This is a genomic window from Glaciecola sp. KUL10 (assembly GCF_003203515.1).
Lineage (GTDB): Bacteria > Pseudomonadota > Gammaproteobacteria > Enterobacterales > Alteromonadaceae > Glaciecola.
Window position 1 is genome coordinate 53,959 of sequence record NZ_BGNG01000012.1, and the last position, 23,461, is coordinate 77,419.

Sequence of the window (23,461 nt, forward strand, 5' to 3'; positions counted from 1 at the left end):
ATAATAAGAAAAACACTACAGGCTAATTAATGTTCAATATCGTGCCATCAAACCGCCAAGAGCACTTACTTACCGTCATTGCTGAATTAATAAGACATCAAAAAACAGACTCGGTTTCAGCATTGTTCACGCCTATTCAAGTAATGGTTGATAGCCAGGGTATGAAGCACTATGTCAACATGGGGATTGCCAAAAAGCTTGGCGTATCCATGAATATTGACTTTCCACTTGTCTCTCGCGGCATATACTCAATTTGTCGCCTTATTCTGGGTGATGAAGCCGTGCCCAAGGAATCACTTTATAAACGCGAAATTTTAGTCTGGCGAATCGAACAAATATTACAATCACCGAGCTTTATTGAACATCAAGATGCAGCAGCCGCAAACCAATACTGGCAATCAGCAAATGACACAAAACGCGCTCGCTTTTTGCTCGCTCAAAACACCGCAGATGTGTTTGAGCAATATATGCAGTTTCGACCGCATTGGTTTAAAGCATGGGAACAAAACCAGCGTGTTTTTACCAATGAAAACTCAATAGCAGACGTTTTAGAACCCTGGCAAAAGCTATTATGGCAAAGGCTTCAAGTTGATCAAGCTGCACAAAAAGGAAATGCCAATCACCCGGCGAGCATTATCGAACAAGCTATTGAGCAGTATACTGCGGGTACTCATGACTTGCCTAAAGTACTTTATATCTTTGTTGTAAATGCACTCAGTCCTCAGCAACTAAGCTTACTCAACAAAATCGCCGAGGAAATCGAAATTTACTTTTTTCACCTTAATCCTTGTGTCGAATTTTGGGGTGATTTGATATCAGAGAAAGCCAAGCTTCACAACATGCTTAAAGCAGGCATGAATAATTTATTAGACGAGGACTCAGCAAATAGCTTACTGGCCAACTTAGGAACGCAAGGTAGAGTGCTTTTTAAGCAACTCCAACAAATAGACTATCCTGATTTCACTGACAATGCGCTCTTTCAAGACTTTGAGAATGAATTTAGCACACAACCAACAAATCTCTTACAAGCGATTCAGCAAGATTTACTGCATGCAAAAACTGGAGTAGCCGGAACGTTATCTGAAGACAACTCAGTTAGTATTCATAGTTGCCATAGCCATTTACGCGAGATTCAAGTCTTACATGACCAATTACTTCATATGATGAAGAATGACAGTCAAGCATGCATTTATGCGCACGACATTATCGTATTGTGTCCGGCAGTAGAAGATTACGCACCCTATGTTAAGAGTGTGTTTAGGGATGTACATGACGATCAACGTTCTGATAACCCACAGTTAGTATGCTCAATTGCTGATCGTTCTCCACTTGATGCAAATCCGCTCGTTAGTATGTTTATGGATATGCTGAAGTTACCCGATAGTCGATTTAGTGTGACGTCGTTGATTGATTATTTGCATATTGAAAGCGTACAAAAACGTTTCGCTTTAGATATAGAGGAGGTTGCACTCTGCGAGTTGTGGATAGCAAGTGCAAATATCTATTGGGGAAGAGATGGCAGGCATAAAGCAACAATTATTAATACCGAAAATACCGATGATATATACACGTGGGACTGGGGGTTAGCGCGTTTATTGAAATCAGCTCTGTTTTCTGATTCACAAGGTAATGAACTCCCCTTCGCGATGCTTGATTGCGTAGAAGGCCAAAGTATACAGGTACTAGGAAAGCTCATCTTATTTATCGAGAGTCTTCAAAATATACATAATGGTTTAACTTTAGATAAAAGCATGCCTGAGTGGCTTGAATTTATGCAAATTGAAATTTTAGATAAGCTGTTTGATGATGATAATGACCAAATAGCTGTCGCTGCAATAAAACGTGCAATTGAGCAAATCAACGCTAACGTGCACAAGGCTCTTTATAATGAAGTGGTGAGCTTGAGTGTCGCCCGAGAAGCAATCAATAGTGTTTTGTCTAAACCCGATCCTCTTAACCAATTTAACACGGGCCAAGTAACGTTTTGTTCAATGATACCGATGCGCAGTGTTCCCTTTAAAGTAGTTTGTATCTTGGGCTTGAACGACGGTGTATTTCCCCGCACGAGTCAAGCTTTAAGTGTTGATTTAATGTCCCAAGACAACAAGCTGGAAACCGACCGTTCACGCAGAAACGAAGACCGTTATATGTTTTTAGAAGCTATCATTTCTGCACGTCAGTATTTGTATTTGAGTTATCAAGGAAAAAGCTTAAAGAACAATACTGATAGAGAGCCGAGCTTAGTGCTGCGCGAATTTATGGATTACTTGTCGCAAGCATTCGATTGCAGACCAGTTTACCAACATCCTCTCCAACCTTTTAGCCACAAAGCATTTAATGCGTCTGCGCTCGACTCACCCGTTTGGGCAAATCGCCCGTCATTTGCTAACGCTTGGCTAAAGGTTGCTAATCAAAATGCTGAATATGAACCACTAGATGATTGTGAGTTTAATTTACCCTTACGCATTTCAGTAGAGGAGCTGGTTAGATTTTATGATGACCCGCTTGCCGCCTTTGCGAATCAGCATCTGCATTTATCATTTGAGCACTATGTTGATGCCCAAGGAGATGTCGAACCTTTTGATATATCAGGGTTGACGCGCTATGAAATCAATAAGTCTATTTTAGAGTCTGCCGTCGGAATGGAGCCTCAGTCATTTGAAGAAAATTATGAGCGGCTATTTCAGACAGGAGATCTGCCTGCGTTAACTCGCGGACAATTAATTGATAAGCGCCTTTATCAAATAGTTCAGCAGTGTATTCCAGAGGATATAACGAGCGTAAATACAAGTTACACAATCAAAGATTTCAAGTTTGAGATAAATTTAGAACAGAACAAGCATGCATGCGAAAAAACTTCACATAAGCTAATCATTCATGCTGCGATGCCAGTGGATGAATATCAAAATAGTAAGGTTTTTTTAACTCGACCGTATAAACCATCTATGGTGCTTGAGTTTGTATTACAGCACGCTATAAAAAGGCTGCAAATGGGTAAAGATTGCATTAGTAATGGGCAGAGTGATTTTTCATACATCGACATTGTAAACTTACGCAGTGAATATCAAAAGTTCATTACAGGAAAACGCAAAACAGAACCGAAAGCTAAGGTCATTACTGTCTCTTTAAATGATGAAAACTTTAGCTACGACTGTTGTTATCATCAAATAGAACAAACAATATCAACCTATATTCAAGGCATGAAAGTGCCTATAGTTGCCCATACGCATCATGGAGCGTTGGTCAATAAAACTTTGACTAAAGCTTTTGTGACTGAGCGAGCACAGGACGAAGTAAAAATAGAGCTCGCAGAAAAAATCACAGCTACCCTGATTGAATCAACAGAACAAAATGAATATTTATCTTACATGTTCCCAAGTGGAGTGGCGTTGACAAGGCGTGAAATCGATCAGATAGCACGTGTATTTTATGACTATTTTCCCGTGGCATTTTCTTAATCGTGTTGTTAATGATTAAAAGAGAAATAATGAGTGACGTAGATGCAGAGTAATGAAGCACAACAAACATCTTATCAAGCCGAGCGTAAAGTGAACAAAACTGAGGTAAAACCCCTAAATATTAGCCACATGCCCTTGCACGGGCAGCAAATTATCGAAGCAAGTGCAGGCACGGGTAAAACCTACAATATTACGCGTATTTTTCTAAAGCTACTGCTTGAAAAACGCACGCCTGTCGAAAAAATATTAATTGTGACGTACACAAAAGCAGCAACTGAAGAATTAAAAGGCCGCATCGCTTCGCAAACCAATGAATTGTTGTTTCAGTTATCTAACTCACCCGACACGCTCGAAGGCTTATTTGTAGAAATGATTGCCAATATACCGAGCGCATCAGCACCGGATGCTTCTCCACTAAGTGCTCAAGACTTAGTGGAGAAGCGCTTTGAACACAATAAAAATGAAGCAAAATTGCTTCTGAAGAAAGCAGCTCTCTATCTGGATGAGGCGTCAATTTTTACCATTCACAGTTTTTGTCAGCGCGTCATAAAGCAAACTGCCTTTATGAGCCAACAGGCCTTTTCACCTGAAATTGTTCATTCTAGTGCGCCGTATAGCATAGAAGAAGTACAAGATTGGTTTAGGCGCAATCAATCAAATACTGAAATAATTGAAGTACTAAAAACGCTTGGGCTGATTAAGCCTAGTCGCTTCTATCTTGAATTTAAAGGGGCGATAGAAGGCTTTAAACCATTAACACTTATCCCTGAAAAAGATCAAGGCTTTGACCACGAAATCACAGCAACACAAAATGAACTTGAGAACCTTTGCAAAAAGTTAAATGCGTTAAAAAAGCAAGTTATCGATGAACAACTAGTAAGTACTTGTTCGTTGATTGCCGATTTTAAACAAGCGATTTACGCTGTTTTAAATGAGCAAGCTGATAGCAATATGCTTGATTACTTTCAAACCATCGAAAGTTGGTTGTTCTCAGATGTGCTATTACTGGGTGCCAAAACAAAGTTTACGAAACCACTAAAAACGACGATTGCGAAAAAATATTTTGCTGCTTTAGAGGATAAGCGTTTAATTACAACATATGCCAATCAAATTGTCGCGTTGGGAGATACTCTAGTTGAGTTCAGCACTCAGTACGAAGCTGACTTAAAGCAAATTATCACATTTCAGAAGCAGCTCGTTAAGCTTGAAAATGAAGCCCAAAACCAAGTTAAACGATCACAGTATTCGTTGATTAAAAAAGCAATTGAAGAAATCAGAAGTAACCTTCATCTAAAAAAAGAAAAACTAGGCGTGATTGACCACGACGATACCATTCACCAGTTATCTAGTGCGGTCAGTCAAAACAATGAAACGGTAATTAACTACATTCAGCATCATTACCCCTATGCACTAATTGATGAATTTCAAGACACTGATAAAGCTCAATTTTCAATTTTTTCAAGGTGCTACCCCAAAGACAGTACACACCATTTGCTTGTCATGATCGGTGATCCCAAGCAAGCCATTTATGGGTTTCGCGGTGGTGACATCAATACTTATCTCAGCGCCTATCAAAATGCTTACCCAAAGTATTCAATGCAGCATAACTTTAGATCAAGCCAGGCAATGATTGATGCTTACAACATATTATTTTATGGGCAAAGCATCTTACCCGAGCAACTATCGATAGCGAATCTCAAGGCATTGCTACCACAAAGCCAGCAAGATCAAAGTCAGGTCAGTGAGACCAAAAGCACTCCAACGGTCATAAGACAAAGTGATTCAAATACCCTAAATTCAAACCCTGTGTTTGGCGATGAAATTAGCTACCCCTGGATTTATTCCGGCGCAAAAGCGGTCGATGACTCTTTGACGGGCTTAGTCGATAGCAAGAAGGGAGCGCTTGTTTTTCAGATTAACGAAACGGTACATCACAACGATCTCTTTTTGTATGAAAATGAAAAGCCACTGGGTCAATCAAAATACAAAACTGATCAGGCTAAAGCGCTCGCACAAGAGATAAGCCGTCTGTGTAAGCAAGCTAAAATAGATGGTCAGCCGGTTGAGTTGAAAGATATCGCCGTGCTGGTTGCGGCAAAGGGCGAAGCTGAAACAGTGCAAACCGAATTACGAAACCTAAGTATTCCTTCTGTGTATCTAAGCTCCAAAACCAACATATATGAAAGTAAAGAAGCCAAGTCTTTATTAATTGCGCTTGATGGTATCTTACACGCTAACCACAATCAGAAATTCTTTAGGGCACTTAGCACCGATCTTCTGGGCTATCGTCCCCAGCAACTTGTCAAATTACAGGGTGATAACCACTTATTTGACCACGTAAAAAACATGTTGTTTGACTTGCGGAAAATGTGGGAACGCAAAGGTATATTTGCCCTCATTAACCATTTGATTAAGCAGCACTTTAGACTACAAAACCGGTATAGTACCAATGAGCGTATCCTCACCAACTACACTCACTTGGCAGAGTTACTAAACACTCAAAGTAAAGTAACTGAGCATGCTTATCAGTTGCTCAACTGGTTGCAAAAACAGATTCCTGATTACTCCGATGAACGACAAAACAATGATGGAGAAGAAACTCATCAGCGTTTAGAGTCAGATGATGAACTCGTAAAAATCGTGACTTTGCACGGTTCAAAAGGTCTGGAGTATCCGATTGTCTTTATTCCGTTTGCAGGTTTTGATCCTCAGAACTATCGCTCAGATCACCTTTGCCAATTTACTAAGATTTCCACAAATGAAAGTAAACAAGTTGAGGTACAAATTGGCACTGACAGAGCCGCAGCGAACGCTCAGCAAAAAGAGTGGGAAGAAGAACAAATGCGTTTGCTATATGTGGGAATTACTCGTGCGATTCATCGTTGTTATTTGGGCGTCGGTCGATTTAGCTTGTTGGTGAAATCACCTCTATTTGATCTTGTCGCCAAGCAAATTATCAATAAAGAAGAAAAAGCCCTTTTAAATCAAACGTCTGATATAAGAACGAGTAAACATATACATCGGAAACTATCCGAATACCTTTTATCAACTTTGGCAGCTTTGGCACTAAAAGAGCCCTCCATATTTGCATTAGATAAATACCAAACTGAAGACAATCAAAATGCAACAGAAACTCAAGATTTTATTGAAAAAGACCCGGTATACAATGAGATGCTTGATGAACAAGTGCTTAGCTCAACTTTTTTAGGTAATACTGATAGCGTTTGGCAACTCTCTTCATTTTCGAAAGTCAGTAAACAAAGCGCACATGTAGATCTTGGAGATAAAGGAAAGTCTGATGATAAGGGCGATTCCAAAAAGCACACTGTTGAAGATAGTCAAAGTGCGAGTCACTTAGATTTGCGTTTTTCAATAGAAAGAAGCGCTGATACGGGAAATTTGTTGCACAACCTATTGGAAGATCACGACTTCAGCGAAGAAAAAACACTCAAGATTGAGCACACAAACGAGCATTTGACCAACTATTTATCAGGTAATCGAAGCTGTAATATTGTTGCTTTGAACAACTGGTTAAATGAAATTATCTCAACCCCTTTACCATCGATGACCCATCAAACAGGTGAAACACTATGTACACTCAACTCACTTAAAACAGGACATATCCTAAAAGAGCCTGAGTTTTACTTCCCCATAAGCTCAATCAACACGCGTGATTTGATTAAGTTGATGCAGCTTCACCGTCGAGAGGTCTCAGGAGAAAAAGCCCTACCTTTCTCAATCTACCATGCCGATCTTAATGGAATGATGCATGGTTTTATTGACTTACTCTTTGAGTACAATGGAAAATTTTACGTTGCCGATTACAAATCTAACCATGTGGGAAATAATGCTAGCGATTATCAAAAAGAGCATATGCAACATGCAATACAATCCCATCTGTATGACTTGCAATATCTCATTTACAGTTGGGCCCTCGACCGTTTTTTAAGTCATCGTTTGGGAGAAAATTATGAGCGTTCTCAACATTTCGGTGGTGTTTACTACCTCTTTCTACGTGGCATGTCTCCCAGATTCCCACTTGGTACTGGCATATACCAAACGCCATTGAGTGCCGCGACATGGCAAGGTTTAGATAGTGTATTTACAGATAATGGAAGTACACCATGAATTGGCAAACGCGTATTAAGTCATTTGCGGGAGTCAGTGCATCAGAAGCTGTCTTAGTAGATAGAATACTCACGTATTACCCCTACTCAGCCAGTGGTAATAACGAAAATGAGGATATTCTCTTTGCGTTGTTGCTGAGTACGCATCAGCATTTACAACAAGGAAACACCTGTCTTCCTATTGAAAAAATAGCCAATCAAAGATTGTTTGCTTCAGCCCCCCATGGTGATTTAGTCGAATTAGAAATCGATTTCAAAGCAGGCATATGTATGCCCGAATCAAATATTCTGTTGGCTATTTTTGAACAATGGACAAGTCAACAGAATGAAGTCATTCCCTATATTGTTATCGACAATAAGATAATTATTCAACGTTACTACCAATACGAACAAGACATCGCCCGTTATATCAGTAATTTGAGTACACAAACACTTGGCTTAAACCAAATCGAACAAAGTGGCAAAGACCTTTTCAATGACTTATTTCCTATCCAGTCATCAATTGACTTACAAGCGATCGCTGCGGCAAATGCGCTTAGACATTCGTTCATGATTCTAAATGGAGGCCCAGGTACAGGTAAGACACATACTATTGCTCGAATTTTAGTGCTCCTGACACACTTTTTTCCAAACAAGATTATTCAACTAGCAGCTCCCACTGGTAAGGCTGCTCAACGTCTCAGTGAATCTTTGTCAAAAAACTTCAATTCTCTGGCAAAGCATGAAGAAAAATTGGTCCGTGATATTGTCGGAGTGCTTTCACCAGAATCAATTACATTACACAGATTACTTGGTGCATCGATTGGAAAAACCAGCACACTTAAAAATGAGCAACGGAAAATTGCCTGTGACATCTTAATCATAGATGAGTTTTCGATGGTTGATGTCGCGTTATTTACCAAGACGCTAAAAGCCTGTAAACCAGGAATTCAAATTATCTTGGTTGGCGATACGGCCCAACTTCCCTCTGTAGAAGCAGGAAACCTTTTGAGTGACCTTTGCCGTGATAGCGATGACAAAATGTCTGATGAAAACCAAACGTTCATAAAACAGTTTTGTCGTTATGACTTACAACCTTCAAGTTGCAGTGCATATGACCATATCGTTACTCTTAAGCAGAACCGACGTTCTAATCAATCAGTCAACAAACTAGCAAGCTCAATTGTTCAACAAGACTTCAAGAAACTGGACGACCTCCTTGCTGGACAACACAATTCTTTAATTAGCAAACACGACTGTTCTGAAAGTGACTTCTACAATGAGCTTCAGCGTAAAATAAGTGCTTTGCTAAATGAATACCAACAAGCACTTGTATCAGCAAAATCCCCAAAAGAACTGCTAAATGAAATGGGGAAATTTAAAGTGCTTTCGCCTGTTAGAAAAGGAAAATATGGGGTCGAAGGCCTAAACAAGCGAATTTGCCAACATTTGTGCTCGTTACCGGCGTACGTTAACGAAATCAATTTGTTTCATGGACAAGCCATTATTATTGTTGAAAATGACTATTCAAATAACCTTCATAATGGTGACATTGGCGTGATTTGGGATAAACAACATGGTAAGTCCCAAGCTAAAGAACTGATTGCGGTCATCGAACGAGAAAATGCTCCCCCACTCGAACTAAGTATTAACCGCTTACCAAAATTTGAAAGTGCATTTGCACTAACGATTCACAAAACACAAGGCAGTGAATACAACACAGTTCTGATTATCTTACCTTTTGGTAACAGTGAAGCTTGTACAAAAGAACTACTATACACCGGTGTTACAAGAGCAAAACAACAGGTAGATATAGTTGCAACAAAGCAGGTATTAATGCAGAGCTTAAATCGGACGAATCAGAGGGATACGATGTTGCGGTATTGTTTGGAGCTTAGTGCTAATTAAAATATCAGAAGTCAGCTTGGTTACTGACTTCTGATGTGGTTTGTTTAAGTATTAATTGGTTCCAAGGAGGTTCCCGAAGAAGCCGAGAATGACGGGTGTTAGCCTACTCGTAAGCCATTTCAAGAATATCCTTCGACACCTCTAAAGTAATATCCTGATGCTCTCCAAGCTTAAGTCTTTGGTTTTCTTTCAGCTTAGCCAGTACTTCATCGATAGTATTGCGTCCTAGTCCATAATCAGAAATCCGAGTTTTTACTTGCATAGACTCAAAGAAAGCTTGAGTAGCGTCTATTGTTTGATCAATTAATACTTCATCTGATTCAGCTGATAACTTGAAGACTTCTCTTCCAAGTTGCTTAATCTTCTCTGCTTTTTGAGCTTTTTGTTTACGCATTAACGACGGTAAGACTATTGCTAAGGTTTGAGCATGATCCAGTCCATACAAAGCTGTAAATTCATGTCCAATCATATGCGTAGACCAATCCTGTGGCACGCCCTGCCCGATTAGCCCATTTAAGGCCATCGTCGCTGCCCACATTACGTTTGCACGTGTGTCATAGTCATTTGGATTTTCCAAAGCCTTAGGGCCTTCTTGAATCAAGGTTTTTAATATCGTTTCCGCAAAGCCATCTTGAATAGGCGCGTTAACGGGATACGTTAGGTATTGCTCGATTACGTGCACAAAGGCGTCAACGGCGCCATTGCTTATTTGTTTTACTGGCAATGAAAACGTGTACTGCGGATCTAGTACTGCAAATTGAGGTTGCACACTCGGATGCCCAAAAGGAAGCTTTTGCTGCGTAGCTTTTTTGGTAACCACTGAATTACCATTACTTTCTGACCCCGTTGCTGGCAGAGTCAACACAGCACCGATAGGTAATGGGTTGCTAAAATCCGCGCCTTTTTCAAGAATATCCCAAGGATCGCCCTCAAAGTGAGTGGCAGCCGCTAAAAACTTAGCGCCATCAATGACACTGCCGCCGCCCACAGCAAGAATGAAATCAAGATTTTGTTCTTTAATAACTGCAAGCGCTTTGATTAAGGTTTCATAAGTTGGGTTTGGCTCGACACCTGCAAACTCAGTAAAGGTAAAAGTTTCGAGTGCTTTACACACATCATCGTAAACGCCATTTTTTTTAATCGAACCACCGCCATACAAAAACAAAACCTTTGCATTTGCAGGTATGCGGCTAGCAATCTTTGCAGACTGTCCTTTTCCAAAAAGTATTTCGGTTTGATTCTTAAATTCAAAATTATACATGTGAGGCCTTTTAACTTGTTTGTTTTTGTACTTATAAGGTGCGGTTTAACTTTTTTTATTCAAGCGATAAATCCGCATTAACTATTCTCTTACGTATTAGAAGTTAAAATGGGTGCAGGTTTTACCAAAAAGCGCCTACTTGCATTGTAGGGTTAGAAACTTCAATTATAGTACCGTTACTATAGGTTTGCATTGTGCAAAGGTTGATTGGAGTTTTTGTCTTCTAAATCAAATTATACTTCTGGTTTGTTCGCACTGCAGAAGCTCAAGATTTACCTACTTTCGGTCAAAAATTAGCAATTTGTTGTTTGCTGCTCGTGCATCACAGTCGGTGTTTATTTGCCAAATTTGCCCTCACTTAACAATTTCTATAACCGATGGTGGCCTATTTTGCCAACATCCGGTTCATAGATTTGTTAGGCGACATTCAGATCTAGACGTTGAACTTTACCCAAATCCAAACTCTGCTTTGCCAACCATAATTCATAATTATCTTGCATACTTAACCAACTTTCGGGTGTTCTTCCTAACGTTTTGGATAGTCTTAATGCCATTTCGGGGCTTATTGCGCTCTTGCCTTTGACTATTCGGCTCAAAGTAGAAGCAGCTACGCCTAAATGAGTTGCCAATGTGCGGCAACTAACACCGTAAGGCTCAAGATAAATAGATTCTATAAATTCGCCAGGATGTGGCGGGTTATGCATATTCATTAGTGATAATCCTCATAATTCAGAATGTAAGCATTACCATCCTTGAACTCAAATGTTACTCTCCAATTTCCGTTTACAGATATAGACCATATCTCCGCTCGCTCTCCTTTCAATTTGTGAAGGGAAAATCCTGGGATATTAATATCGTCAATCTCATGCGCAGTATTGATAGCAGCAAGTTGCATTCGAAGCTTTTTTGCATGGTGTGTTTGAATGCCAGATGTCTTACCTTTTTCGTAAAACAGTCTAAGACCTTTATGCTTGAACGATTTGATCATGACGGTATTGTAGCGTGGTGCGCAACACAATACAAGCAATAGAGCCTAACGCTCGCATTTGCGGCATTTTAGCCAATGCAAAATGTCCGAAGGAGCGACAGCGACTGCCAATATGCGCTTGTTGCACGCGCTCACTACAATCAACCTCCATTATCAACTCTGATTTACGCTTATACGTCATAGTTATCCTGTGCTTTAATGACTTTGAAAGCCAACTCAAGAACTATACCGAAGGTCGTTGGGTCGAAATTTTGGAGCTGCTTGATGTCATAAAAAGTATTCGGTAAGGGCATTAATCTGCCACCATGACGAAACTCCAAGCAGACCGCATTGAAAAAACGAGATAGCTTCATTCCACACGGCCGTCATACTTTATATATTTCAGAAGCTTACTATTTTTCCGGTAATAGTTTCTACAACTTTTTCTGTGATTACTATGCGTGCATAGCAATCACAAAGTCAAAACGACTTCTAAACACTTGCCAATATTGCTCTATGGATCACCTGTGCTTTTTTCAGATAAGGTTAATTGAACGTCTCGAGTGCTATTAAATAAAAAAGAAGTCAACTTCCGGTTTGTTCGCATAGCAGAAGCTGAACGCTATTCAAATTCAGGTACTAAATCCAGTATCCAAGCGTAAACATTTTCAGCAAACTATACAAAAAATTGGTGGCAAGGACACCATTGTTGCAAGTTCCAAACAAACACAAGTATCAACGTCATCTACCAGAGCAAACATTGCTATATCAATTGGTTGAGCGTCACTATCCAGACTTTCAAGAGCATCTTTCTTATCAAGGAAAGTCGTTGCCATATCATGTTCAAAAGGAATTTGATGAATTTCTCAAATGCGGTCGACTTGAGAATGGGTTTTTACGCGTGGTATGCGGCGACTGCAAACATGAAAAGTTAGTCGCGTTTAGCTGCAAGCGACGTAGATTTTGCCCAAGCTGCGGCGCAAGACGAATGGCAGAAAGTGCAGCTTTATTGGTAGATGATGTATTACGGGGCTATCCCATAAGGCAATGGGTGCTGAGCCTCCCCATTCCACTTCGATTACTGCTAGCAAGAAACCCAAGTGAATTGAGCAAAGTGATGCAAATCATTCACCGCGACATTTCCACTCACATTATTAACAAAGCAGGCTTTACCAACAAACAAGCGAAAACTGGGGCCGTTAACCTTATTCAGCGATTCGGCAGCGCCCTGAACCTAAACATCCATTTCCATATGCTGTTTCTTGAAGGCGCAATTAGCGAAAATTCATGGGGTGGCACCACCTTCACTCGCATCAATACCCAAAGGGCGGGCACGTGAGCGCCATCGCATGATAACATGGTCGAACTCGTTTACACCATCAGTCAACGTATCGCTCGATATCTTGTGAAAGTAGGTTTGGTTGAGCGTGATATGGAAAACAGTTTTCTCAACTTGCCTGTTGATGATGAAGATAGCCTTCTCCAATTACAAGGCGCTTCTGTCAGCTATCGCATAGCAATGGGTCCTCAACAAGGCCAGAAAGTGTTCACTTTGCAAACCCTTCCGGCAAGCAATTATGGTGAATATGGTCAGGTAGCCAATATAAGTGGATTTTCTCTACATGCAGGCGTCTTCGCTAATGCCGACGAGCCAAAAAAGCTAGAAAGGCTGTGCCGCTATATCAGTCGCCTCGCCATTAGTGAGCAACGTTTAAGTATGACTGACTATAGAAAAGTGCGCTATGAATTGAAAACGCCCTATCGGGATGGCACTACCCATGTATTCTTTGAACCGCTCGACTTCATTGGCAAACTAGCTGCTCTTATTCCACCACCAAGACTCAATCTCACTCGGTTTTATGGCATATTCGCGCCCAATAGCAATCTTAGAGCTCAGGTTACCGCTTCACAACGTGGAAAAAAAGTCCTAAGCTCGTTAAACAACAGGAGTGCGAATCGGATAAGTCTTATCAGGCGAGGGGCATGAGTTGGATGCAGCGCCCGGTAACCGGCTAGTAAGGCGAGTATTCAATATTGACATTACCGAGTGCGAAAAATGTCAAAAGCACAATGTGACCATCATTGCCTGCATTATTGACACCGTCGTAATTCAAAAAATAATGGCGCATTTAGATAAAAAACACCCCATTTCTATACAAGCATCGCTATTACCACCTTTGCGTGCGCCACCTAACGAACGGTATGCAAAAGATTTCAAAATCCAACGCGACTTCAACTTTGGTGCATAGACAACGAGTCAACATTACTACGAAACTAAGTATTTTATGGTAGGAGTTTTGACATGCTGCTCACCAATTTTCTGTACCAAAGGCCTATCTACGTATGAATTTGAAGATTAAAATGCCATGCAAAACGTCCCCAACCGAACACTTAAACAACCAACCTAATCAAAAGTACAGCTGTTAAGGGGGGTAGTAAATAGCTTTAATTCTTCTTATCCTCAAGTGATTTTTGCAGTTTGCAAGAACTCAGCCGAACGACTGCTTTTACTCAAGTTTGCAATCATGGCTTTTTAACATGATATTTTGTGTAAAACGAAAGTCTACACTCTTGAACGACGTTTCTACACGGGTCATCCAAACGTTAATTGAGCAGATTCACTGTACCTTTTTTCTTTCTAGCGCATAACTTTCATGAAAAGATGGTGACTATTTATTGCTACGTGAAGCGTTTATTGTAGATAACCTTGAAAAGAGAATGTGATAAATATATATTATTAACAGGATTTTACACTCATCTACGTAATAAAAAAATTTAAAAGGATTAATCTATGGGATATTACACCACCGTTCGCGCTGTCAATTCATCGGGAAAGTGCGTTAAGGCAGAAATAAGTATTTCTGGTAAGTCCAAAGGGTTTACAAATACCGATACTGGTGAACTTTCATTTGATTTGAGCTCTAACTCTACCTATGAAGTTTCAGCAAAGCAGTTTGGTAGTAAAGGATATGGAAAGGTTAAAGGGGGCAGTACAACTACCATTAGGATACCCTAACAGCCGCGGTACATAATAAAAGGGGTCGGAATCACCCCTATACAAAATAGTCCCGCAACGTTAGTTTTATAAAATCTAATATGTTTTAAAAATGGATATTTGCCAAAGAATGCTTGAATTTTTGTTGCATTTCTCTTACGTTTTTTTCCCTACAATTTTTTTATTACCAGGAGGCTTTGCACTTCCTTTTGCGCCTGTTAAGACAATCGAGAAAGTTGGCCTCGGCGTTGCTTGTTTTGCGGTATATTCAATGTTTTGCTGGATGTTTCTCGTTTGGCCTTTTCAAAAGGGTTTCTCCTTCGAAGAAACAGCATATTTTTTTGGATTTTTGTCTGCAAACCTAATCGTAATTTACGGATTCTACTGGCTGCGTCCAGATTTACTATCAATCAATACAGACACAGAAAAGGCAGGGAGCTTAAAGCAAGCGCAAGATAGCGGTAATAATGAGAAAGATAACGTTACACCTTACAGTTATCATTCAACTGTTCCTCACGAGGAATTAACAAAAAATCATATTATGGATGACATTAAATTAAGGAGCAGTTGCATATCTAATTTTGTCCAAACTGCTCAAAAAGAATACTCTACACAAGTTGAAAGTGAAAGCAGCGACAATATTTCACAGGAGAGATATGATGAAATTTCATCCAATTATTTTAAAACAGCCGCTATTTCGTCTGAATATCAAGTATACCGACGAAATTTTAATGAATCGGATCGTTCTTTTGACGCACTAATTAAATACAACGGCCTTTTGTTAGAGATAATTAAATCGCATAAACTTACCGACACACTGCTCTTAAACATTGAAGGTATGAGAAACATTAATGATAAAGCTTCCATAGTAATAGACAAATATTCTAGTGCCTTAAAAAGTAGTGACCAAAGTGAAGATGCATGGAAACAATCTAATAAAGATATGCTAGCGATTCTATCCAGAGAAAAACGCTAATACTTTATTACCATTTTTAGATTGTTTAGCCACTCAACAGAATAAAATTTTTGTACAAATGAATTGTATAGGTAAACTACACTTACTGTTTATAACAATACTATTTTTGTTTTAGAAATACATGACAGTTTAATTTCAACTATCCTTCAATAACAGTCAGTGATTCATTGTATGATAAAATGCAGATTAGTTCTTCAACTAGTCGAGCATGTGACCATATAGATAAACATACAACTGCTATCAAGAATGCTCTATCACTGACAGACAATGAGAGCGTGATTCAGTCTCATCAATTGTTTGCAGTTGCGAAGCTAATCGCATTAATGTTTATGTATAGCTCTTCATCTTCTATAAGGAGGTCTTCAAATAGGAATACATTAAATAATTGATGATATGCACAGTGCATGAATGACTTCACCATGTAGTTTGTATTGCCACACAGCATTTGATTTCTATATTTATTTAAAAACCGTATTATTTCTTGTGGAGTTGGGGGGTGCGACATCTTTTAGATTGGGGTTTTGTGCTTTCTTTTTAGCGATTAGAAAATCAACGATAACTTCTTTTATGTTTTTTGCAACTTTAGTTGCGTCGCTATAATACTCTGAACATATATTAACTGATAATTGAGCAATCTCTTCAGATGCACCAAACTTCATAGCTTCAAACTTGTGCGTAATTCTGGTACCACCACTATTTGCTGATGAAGCAACTTCACCATACGCATCGACGTTGCAAGCTAATCCTGCTAATAGCACAAATATAAATATTGTCTTGGTCAATACGTGTTGGTTCATGTGAAATGCCTTGTGTTAAATAAACCGCGTGGATAAATCATAAGCGAGTCGCAAGTTATTGAATAGTGTTTATTGGTAATTTGATTGTGGAGCGATTGTGGGGTGATTGCCGTTCCAGATAGAAACAGCCCGAGCTTCCGCTTTGTCTCATAAGTACCAGTTCTTAAAAACCCAAATACTGGTTTCCAAATAACTGATACTTTTGGCCGTTAACTGATATTTATCAATTCCCAACTATAGAATGCGAATAGCCAAAAAAACTAAATTAATTAATCAACTATCGTCATTTCTTCAATCAAGTTCTGCGCGTTGTCTAAATACTCCATGACCCAAAGCATATAACGAGAGTCGACGTGAATACTGCGTGTTGTGCGAGGGTCGAAATCCCAATCTGAGTTAACACTTTCAAAGGTGCCGTCAAAGAGCAAGCCAACAAGCTCTGCATTAGCGTTTAATGTGGCTGAACCTGAGTTTCCACCAGTCACATCCAAATCACTTAAGAAGTTAACAGGGACGCTGCCAATCTCATCTAATTTATATTTGCCGTACTGCTTTTTCTCGATTAAGGCTAATTGTGCTTTTGGTGAATTAAATGGTTCGACACCCGTGTCTTTTTCGGTAATGCCTTCTAAAAGCGTGAACGGTTCATAAATTAGGCCATCTTTGGGTGAACCGCCCATTACATTGCCGTAAGTCACGCGCAGAGTGCTGTTCGCATCTGGGTACACGATTTGCCCTTCGCTCTTCTGCCAATCGATGATCGCCACCATGTAAATTGGCTGAAGTGCCGCCAGTTTTCCTGCGCGTTCTTTTGCTTCGTTTTCACGTTTCATTTCTTCATCGTAAAGCGCAACAGCAAGTTGTATAAATGGGTCTTTACTTGCCTCTAGTTCGGCTTGACTTGCTTCCATCAATGCCAGTCGTTGCTCAACTTGGTTTAGGCTTGTATTTTGATAGTATGCGCTTAATTTAGCACTTAAATCAGTCACATCATCAAGGTCTAGTGCACTATCTAGCGCTTCAACACGATGCGCTTCTGGCTCGGCCAAATAGTTATTGAGATACATTTCCCATAGGGCCATGTCAACGCTTGCATCAAAACGGCGATCTACGCGCTTCATTCGCTCTTGAATGCGCACAATATCGCGTTGTTGATAACCTTGCTCGCGCTGTTCATCCTCTTTTTGCTTTTCAATCGATAAGCGATATAACGTTTGCGCGACGCCAAGTAATGCAGGACGTGTTGCAAATCCATACCAAAACTCTTGCTTGTCTGACACTGCTTTTTCTGCTGCCATTTCATTGAGTGTGGCGATTGATTTAGCCACATCTTTGCGACTCTTATCTTTGCTTAACCAAGCATTGAGCTGCGCCTCGCGTTGCGCGCGACGATCAACTAAACCGACTCTTTGAGCACCTTCCAGCTGCCCTTTGGTGTTTTTCAAAAAGTTATTTAAACCCGCCAATGAAGATTCATATTTAACGCGCGCATCACTGCCTTCAGGGGCACTGGCTTCTATCGTTTCAATCCACTCAGTGACCAAATCGATATACATCGGATAAAGCCACGAAAATACGTGTTCAACATTGGATAGAAGAGAATAACGATTTGTAGAACCGGGGTAACCTGCGACCATCACAAAATCACCGTCTTTAACGCCCTCAGCAGAGACTTTCAAAAAATGCTTAGGTTGGTAAGGTACGTTGTCTTCGCTATATTCAGCTGATTTACCATTCTTATCGACATAGGCTCGGTAGAATGCAAAGTCACCCGTATGTCTTGGCCACATCCAGTTATCAATATCACCGCCGTATTTACCCACTGCATCTGCAGGTGAGTACGCAATACGGACATCCTTTATTTCAAGCTGCTTGATCAGTTTGTATTCTTTTCCCTCGTAAAAAGAACTCACTGAACAACGGTAGCCCTCATCTTGTTCACATTCTGCAATGAGGGCCTTGCGTCGATTAGTGATTTCGTCGTAACGCGCTTTGCCTTGCAAATCATCATCTAAATTACCGATGACTTTGTCAGTGACGTCGCTGAATGCTTCGGTTACATAAATTCGTGATCCTGGCGCTGCAGGTAATTCGTCACTGAGGTTTTTGGCTAAAAAACCATTTTCTAAATAGTTGTTTTCGGCTGTACTGTTGTATTGTACTGAACCTCTTGAGCAATGGTGATTGGTAACCGTTAACCCCTTGGGCGAAACGAAAGACGCAGAACATCCACCTAACGAGACGACTGCGCCCATTGGGAAGCCTGTTAAGCTAGAAAGTGACTCTGGCGATATTTTTAACCCGGTTTTCTTCAGGTCTTTTTTGATGAGTGGTAACTGCTCAGGCGTGAACATACCTTCTTTTGCTGTTGCAGTTTGCAGGCTCAATGCTAATAAAGAGCTCGCGATGATTATTGTTTTTTTCATTGAATTTCTTCTTGTCGTTTTTGTTTAAGTTCCCTCTATCGGTAAATTAACACTCGATAGCATGTTTTGCCATAATAACCGAGCTGAAACGACGAATATTGCCGGTTAAAGGGAGAAGTTTTTTTCACAAAAAAAGGCCAGATTTTTGAGATCTGGCCTTTGAGTTTTAAGGGTTTATTAACTAATTACAAATCTGCCATCGAACGAATAGACACCTCTAAACCAAGTGCGTCTTTGACTTCTGCTTCGATTTTTTGTGCATCACCAATGATCACCCACACTAACTTTTCAGGATGAACCACTTCTGCAGCAGCTGCTTTTAGGTCATCTACGCTAAGTGCTTGATATTTCTGAGGCAATGTCGTTGGATAGTCCAATGGACGATCAAAGCGAGTACTTGAAAGCAAGCTGCCCATTACCGCACCTGAAGTTTCAAACTGACCGGGCAATGAACGCACGCTATCTTGAGTGGCTCGCGTCAGCTCTTCTTGTGTTGGTGGTTTTTCAGCACTGTAAGCGTTCAACTCTTTTACAAGCTCTTTAAGCGCAGGCCCTGTTTTGTCTGTTTGAACAGGCGCATAGACCATAAACGGACGTTGACCCTTAGCTTCTTGCAAGAAGGTATAAGCGCCGTATGCCCAGCCTTTGTCTTCACGAAGATTCATGTTAACGCGTGCTGTAAATGTACCGCCTAAGGTTTGATTCATCGTGCTGATAGCAATGTTATTTTCAGCGCCTGTAGAAGGTGCTAAATGCCCTGCTAACACCAGTGATTGAGATGATCCTGGTCTATCAACAATGATCACACGACCTTTTTCTGGTAACGCGACGTCTTGCATTTCTTTAACCGGTTTTTCACCCACGTTTTTCCATGAAGAAAACGCACTTTCTAGCTTAGGTTTGATCTCGTTAAGCGTTGTATCACCTACCACAAAAATAGTTGCATTATCTGGGCGCATCCATTGATTCTTAAAGTTGATCAACTCTTCGCGAGTAATTGACTGAACACTTTGAGCCGTGCCCGTGCCGGTAAATGGAATACCGTAAGGGTGCCCTTCACCGTAAAGAATCGGTGGTAAAGTATTTAGGCCAATCGCAACAGGCTGAGAGTTTTGCTGTGCGATTCGGCTAAGAATCAGAGTGCGCTGACGCTCTATTTCTTCGCTATCAAAAGTAGGTTTAACTAAGACGTCACCAAGCACGGACAATGATTCTTTAGCATTCTTACTAAGCATCGACATTGAAGCCACTGTTGTGTCTAAGTTTGAGCTGACCGATAAGTTTGCCCCTAACTCTTCGATGCGGCCGGCTAGTTCGAGCGCATCATATTTGCCTGCGCCTTCATCAAGCATGGCTGCAGTAAAGTTTGCTAGACCTAGTTTGTTACCAGAATCAGCCGCATAACCTGCGTCGAATTGAACTGCAACATTGATTACCGGAATGGTATCTCGTTGGGCAAATACCACTTTCATCCCATTAGACAACTGTGTTTCTTCGATGTCTGGGAAGCTTAAAGAGGTTTCACCTTTGATACCTGGTAAACCAGTGCTTCTATCAACTTTGCTTTCTTTAGTTGCGTACTGTGGGAAGGGCTCAACCGTAATTTGATGGTAGCCGTTTTTTAACCAACGATTTGCAGCGGCTTTTACAGATTTGCTTGTTGCTTGCTCAAGTCTGACTAATTCGGTCTTGAAGAAAACCGGATCGCCTGCAATCAACTCACCTTGAGCAAGGGTTTGCGCCTTACCATTAAAGCCACCTACTTGTTCCAAACCGCGAATAATACTGGCTTGAGTTTTTGTACTTACCAAATTGACTTCGGATTTACTTGGGCCCCGTTTAAGGAACTGATTCATCACTTTATCAATTTCTTGTTCAACAACCGCAGTATCCACACCGTCTGCGATGTCCACTACTACGCCAAAAATAGAAGCCATTTGCAGTTCGTAATTAAAAACTTCAGCATTAGTGGCTAATTGCTTGTTGTAGACTAATTCTTTATATAAGCGAGAATTCTTGCCATCTCCTAATACACTTGCTGCAACAAATAGGTCAGTGGATACAGGATCAGTGTCTTCCGGTGCAACCCACAAACGATAGATACGTTTTTGAGGAACCTTGTCTTGCATAATCTCGAAGGTATTCGTTTCGCGCTCCGGCACCCAGCTTTGCCACTTTGTTAAAGCGGGACCTGCTTCGATATGAGCAAAATATTTCTCAACCAAGGGTTTTGCTTCTTCAACATTAATGTCGCCGCTTAAGACTAAAATTGCATTGGCAGCACCGTAGTACTGTTTGAACCAATCTTTCACATCATCGAGCGAGGCTGCATTCAAATCTTCCATTGAACCAATGATTGAATGAGAATATGGATGTCCTTTCGGAAACAAACCTTCAATAATTCGAGTGAATACCTTACCGTAAGGCTGGTCTTCACCTTGGCGTTTTTCGTTTTGGACTACACCGCGCTGTTCATCAAGTTTTTCTTGAGTCACTGCACCTAAGAAGTGCCCCATGCGGTCTGATTCCATCCATAACACTCTGTCAATAGCAGTGGTTGGGACCGTTTGGAAGTAGTTGGTTCTATCAAAGCTAGTAGTGCCATTTAGGCCTGTCGCACCGACTTCTTCTAGTGCTTTAAACCATTCATCGTCGTAATTTTCAGTACCATTGAACATGAGGTGTTCGAATAAGTGAGCAAAACCTGTTTTACCCACTGGCTCATCTTTAGAACCTACTTTGTACCATACCGCAGCAGCCACTACAGGCGCCTTACGGTCTTCGTGAACAATAACCGTTAAGCCATTGTCGAGTTTAAATTTGTCATAAGAGAGTTGGATTTCATTGGCTGACACAACCGCCGAAAGCCCGAATAAAGTGAACGTAATTAGCGTTACTTTTCTCAGAAAGTTTACTTGCATGAATATCTCCGTATTACATGTTAAATGTCGCTATTAAAATTTCGCTTAATTAGACTAATTGAGAAACAATTGCTTGTAAGCAATTATTGGATGACGATTTGTAAGCAAATGTTAAAGTTGGAAAAGATGTTTGATGTTTGACTTTACGACTCAGCAGTATCATATTCATGACATTACTTGTTTCTATAATCTAAAGCGTACAAGAAACCCGCCATCATAAAAACATCAATTCAATTGAGAAAAACGATTATGAATATAAAAGCTTCAGTATTACTCGGCTGTTTTACCTTAACCTTTGTAAGTTTTGCACAAGCAGTTGTTGCCGACAGCAACAAAGTAGTTCGACTTTCTGAGCCTGTGCTAGTTACAAAAGAATCTGAAACTTTTGGTGCCGTTCCAAATAATGACTTGAAAAAACTAAGTCTTACTGAATTAATGGAAAGTGCTCAGCAAAACGTCGGGCATCAATATTTAGTAGCCACTAAAATTACTAAAGTCTGTCAGAAAAAAGGCTGCTTTTTTATTGCACAAGAAGCGCAGCATGCAATAAGAGTTTCTTTTAAGGACTACGGTTTCTTTATTCCCAGTGATTCGTCAAATAAGCAAGTTAAAATGACGGGCGAACTGGTTCAAATTGAAAGAGCGCCTGCGCAAGCAAAACACTTTAAAGACGATCTTAAAACAGATTCCAGTGCCTTAAATGCAGGAGTTGTCTATGAGTTTGTTGCGGACAGTATTGTCATTCCTAAAACCTAAAGTAATAGATTGCTGCTAAAAACAACCGAGCGCAATGAATAACGAAGCGACCTTGTTTAGTTAAACGACTTAATATTCATATCAGAGAAACGAAAAAACGAGCATACATTTGCTCGTTTTTTAAATTGCATTTTATACTTCAAACTAACAAGCTGAACGTTTTAAGCTGCACTAATCTCTTTAAGCTTTAAAATTAACGCATTAACGCCTTCGGTACGAATAATCGGAGAAAACTCGCTTCTTTTTGCATCGACCATGCTAATACCCTCAGCGATGATGTCATAAACTTTCCATTCACCAGAGCGCATTTTTCTCATTTTGAACACGAAGTTAGTTTCAGGGCCATTTTCATTTTTCATTATTCCTTTCACGCCGACTTCTTTACTCTTGCTAGTGACTGTTACCGGAAGAAATTCGACTTGTTGACCATCGTAATCATTTAAAAGTGCAGCATAGTTGCCTAATAAATAGTCTCTAAATACGTCAACAAATTCTCTTAACTCTTCCTTTGAAAGCGTGCGAGCATGTTTACCCAATACTTTATAAGCCGCAAACTGGTAGCTCACAATTGGCATTAATTCATCTTCCATTATGTCTTTATAGACCTTGTTTTCTGTTAGCTGAGCGTTTTTAGCCTCAAGTATTTTCGAAAAAGTAGCTTCGGCAGCTTCTTTGACAATTAAATGTGGTTGCGTAACTTGAGTTTGAATCTGCGATTCTGTTTGTGTCACTGTTCGACTTGCGGCAAAGCTTGATGCTGACGCAACGACACTTGCACTTAATAGTAACGTGGCAATCAAATATTTAAACTTGTTCATGTCTCTACCCTTAATTCTTTTTTATAGACTCTATGTCTAGATTGATGCCAATGATACAGACCACAAAAACAT

The 23,461-nt window shown here is 40.2% G+C and carries 15 protein-coding genes and 1 pseudogene; 7 read left to right on the plus strand and 9 right to left on the minus strand.

The window, feature by feature from the left end; translation table 11 throughout:
* Positions 1-29 precede the first annotated feature (29 nt).
* Genes recC through recD form a run of 3 tightly spaced genes read left to right on the plus strand, consistent with a single transcriptional unit; the run spans position 30 to position 9,472 of the window.
* The gene (recC, locus tag KUL10_RS16275) at positions 30-3,458 is read left to right on the plus strand and encodes an exodeoxyribonuclease V subunit gamma (RefSeq protein ID WP_110430010.1); all 3,429 of its coding nucleotides are present in this window, start codon (positions 30-32) and stop codon (positions 3,456-3,458) included.
* A 42-nt stretch (positions 3,459-3,500) separates the two neighbouring features.
* Entirely contained in the window at positions 3,501-7,586 is a 4,086-nt protein-coding gene (locus tag KUL10_RS16280; protein ID WP_110430011.1) for a UvrD-helicase domain-containing protein, read from the plus strand.
* On the plus strand, positions 7,583-9,472 hold the full coding sequence (gene recD / locus KUL10_RS16285) for an exodeoxyribonuclease V subunit alpha (protein ID WP_110430012.1): 1,890 nt from the start codon (positions 7,583-7,585) through the stop codon (positions 9,470-9,472). Before KUL10_RS16280 ends, recD begins: the two co-directional genes overlap by 4 nt.
* 103 nt (positions 9,473-9,575) lie before the next feature.
* On the opposite strand, the gene KUL10_RS16290 is transcribed toward recD, so the two are convergent.
* From KUL10_RS16290 to KUL10_RS18565, 5 genes are all read right to left on the minus strand, one after another.
* Positions 9,576-10,733: an iron-containing alcohol dehydrogenase gene (locus KUL10_RS16290; protein ID WP_110430013.1), complete on the minus strand. Its 1,158-nt coding sequence runs from the start codon at positions 10,731-10,733 to the stop codon at positions 9,576-9,578.
* Between the two features lie 416 nt (positions 10,734-11,149).
* Entirely contained in the window at positions 11,150-11,443 is a 294-nt protein-coding gene (locus KUL10_RS16295; RefSeq protein ID WP_110430014.1) for a HigA family addiction module antitoxin, read from the minus strand.
* Positions 11,443-11,721: a type II toxin-antitoxin system RelE/ParE family toxin gene (locus KUL10_RS16300; RefSeq protein ID WP_110430015.1), complete on the minus strand. Its 279-nt coding sequence runs from the start codon at positions 11,719-11,721 to the stop codon at positions 11,443-11,445. Before KUL10_RS16300 ends, KUL10_RS16295 begins: the two co-directional genes overlap by 1 nt.
* Complete coding sequence (locus KUL10_RS16305; protein ID WP_110430016.1) at positions 11,699-11,902, minus strand: hypothetical protein; 204 nt, start codon at positions 11,900-11,902, stop codon at positions 11,699-11,701. Before KUL10_RS16305 ends, KUL10_RS16300 begins: the two co-directional genes overlap by 23 nt.
* On the minus strand, positions 11,892-12,074 hold the full coding sequence (locus KUL10_RS18565; protein WP_146216796.1) for a hypothetical protein: 183 nt from the start codon (positions 12,072-12,074) through the stop codon (positions 11,892-11,894). Before KUL10_RS18565 ends, KUL10_RS16305 begins: the two co-directional genes overlap by 11 nt.
* A 314-nt stretch (positions 12,075-12,388) precedes the next feature.
* On the opposite strand from KUL10_RS18565, the pseudogene KUL10_RS16310 reads away from it, so the two are divergent.
* From KUL10_RS16310 to KUL10_RS16320, 3 genes and pseudogenes are all read left to right on the plus strand, one after another.
* A pseudogene (locus KUL10_RS16310) lies at positions 12,389-13,949 on the plus strand (transposase).
* A gap of 542 nt (positions 13,950-14,491) precedes the next feature.
* Positions 14,492-14,716 (plus strand): hypothetical protein, encoded by a 225-nt coding sequence (locus tag KUL10_RS16315; protein ID WP_110430017.1) that lies wholly within the window; start codon positions 14,492-14,494, stop codon positions 14,714-14,716.
* 91 nt (positions 14,717-14,807) lie between these two features.
* Entirely contained in the window at positions 14,808-15,671 is an 864-nt protein-coding gene (locus KUL10_RS16320; RefSeq protein ID WP_146216797.1) for a hypothetical protein, read from the plus strand.
* Between the two features lie 458 nt (positions 15,672-16,129).
* Here the strand turns inward: KUL10_RS16320 and KUL10_RS16325 are convergent, their stop codons facing one another.
* The 3 genes from KUL10_RS16325 to KUL10_RS16335 all read right to left on the minus strand — a co-directional run bounded on the left by KUL10_RS16325 (position 16,130) and on the right by KUL10_RS16335 (position 21,815).
* Entirely contained in the window at positions 16,130-16,468 is a 339-nt protein-coding gene (locus KUL10_RS16325) for a hypothetical protein (RefSeq protein ID WP_110430019.1), read from the minus strand.
* 269 nt (positions 16,469-16,737) lie between these two features.
* On the minus strand, positions 16,738-18,894 hold the full coding sequence (locus KUL10_RS16330; protein ID WP_110430020.1) for a S46 family peptidase: 2,157 nt from the start codon (positions 18,892-18,894) through the stop codon (positions 16,738-16,740).
* A gap of 185 nt (positions 18,895-19,079) precedes the next feature.
* The gene (locus KUL10_RS16335) at positions 19,080-21,815 is read right to left on the minus strand and encodes a pitrilysin family protein (RefSeq protein WP_110430021.1); all 2,736 of its coding nucleotides are present in this window, start codon (positions 21,813-21,815) and stop codon (positions 19,080-19,082) included.
* Between the two features lie 249 nt (positions 21,816-22,064).
* Between KUL10_RS16335 and KUL10_RS16340 the strand changes: the two genes are divergently transcribed.
* Complete coding sequence (locus KUL10_RS16340) at positions 22,065-22,571, plus strand: DUF4920 domain-containing protein (protein ID WP_110430022.1); 507 nt, start codon at positions 22,065-22,067, stop codon at positions 22,569-22,571.
* 161 nt (positions 22,572-22,732) lie between these two features.
* On the opposite strand, the gene KUL10_RS16345 is transcribed toward KUL10_RS16340, so the two are convergent.
* Positions 22,733-23,389 carry a phospholipid-binding protein MlaC gene (locus KUL10_RS16345; protein ID WP_110430023.1) on the minus strand — a complete coding sequence of 219 codons (657 nt, stop codon included), beginning with the start codon at positions 23,387-23,389 and terminating at the stop codon, positions 22,733-22,735.
* Between the last annotated feature and the right edge of the window lie 72 nt (positions 23,390-23,461).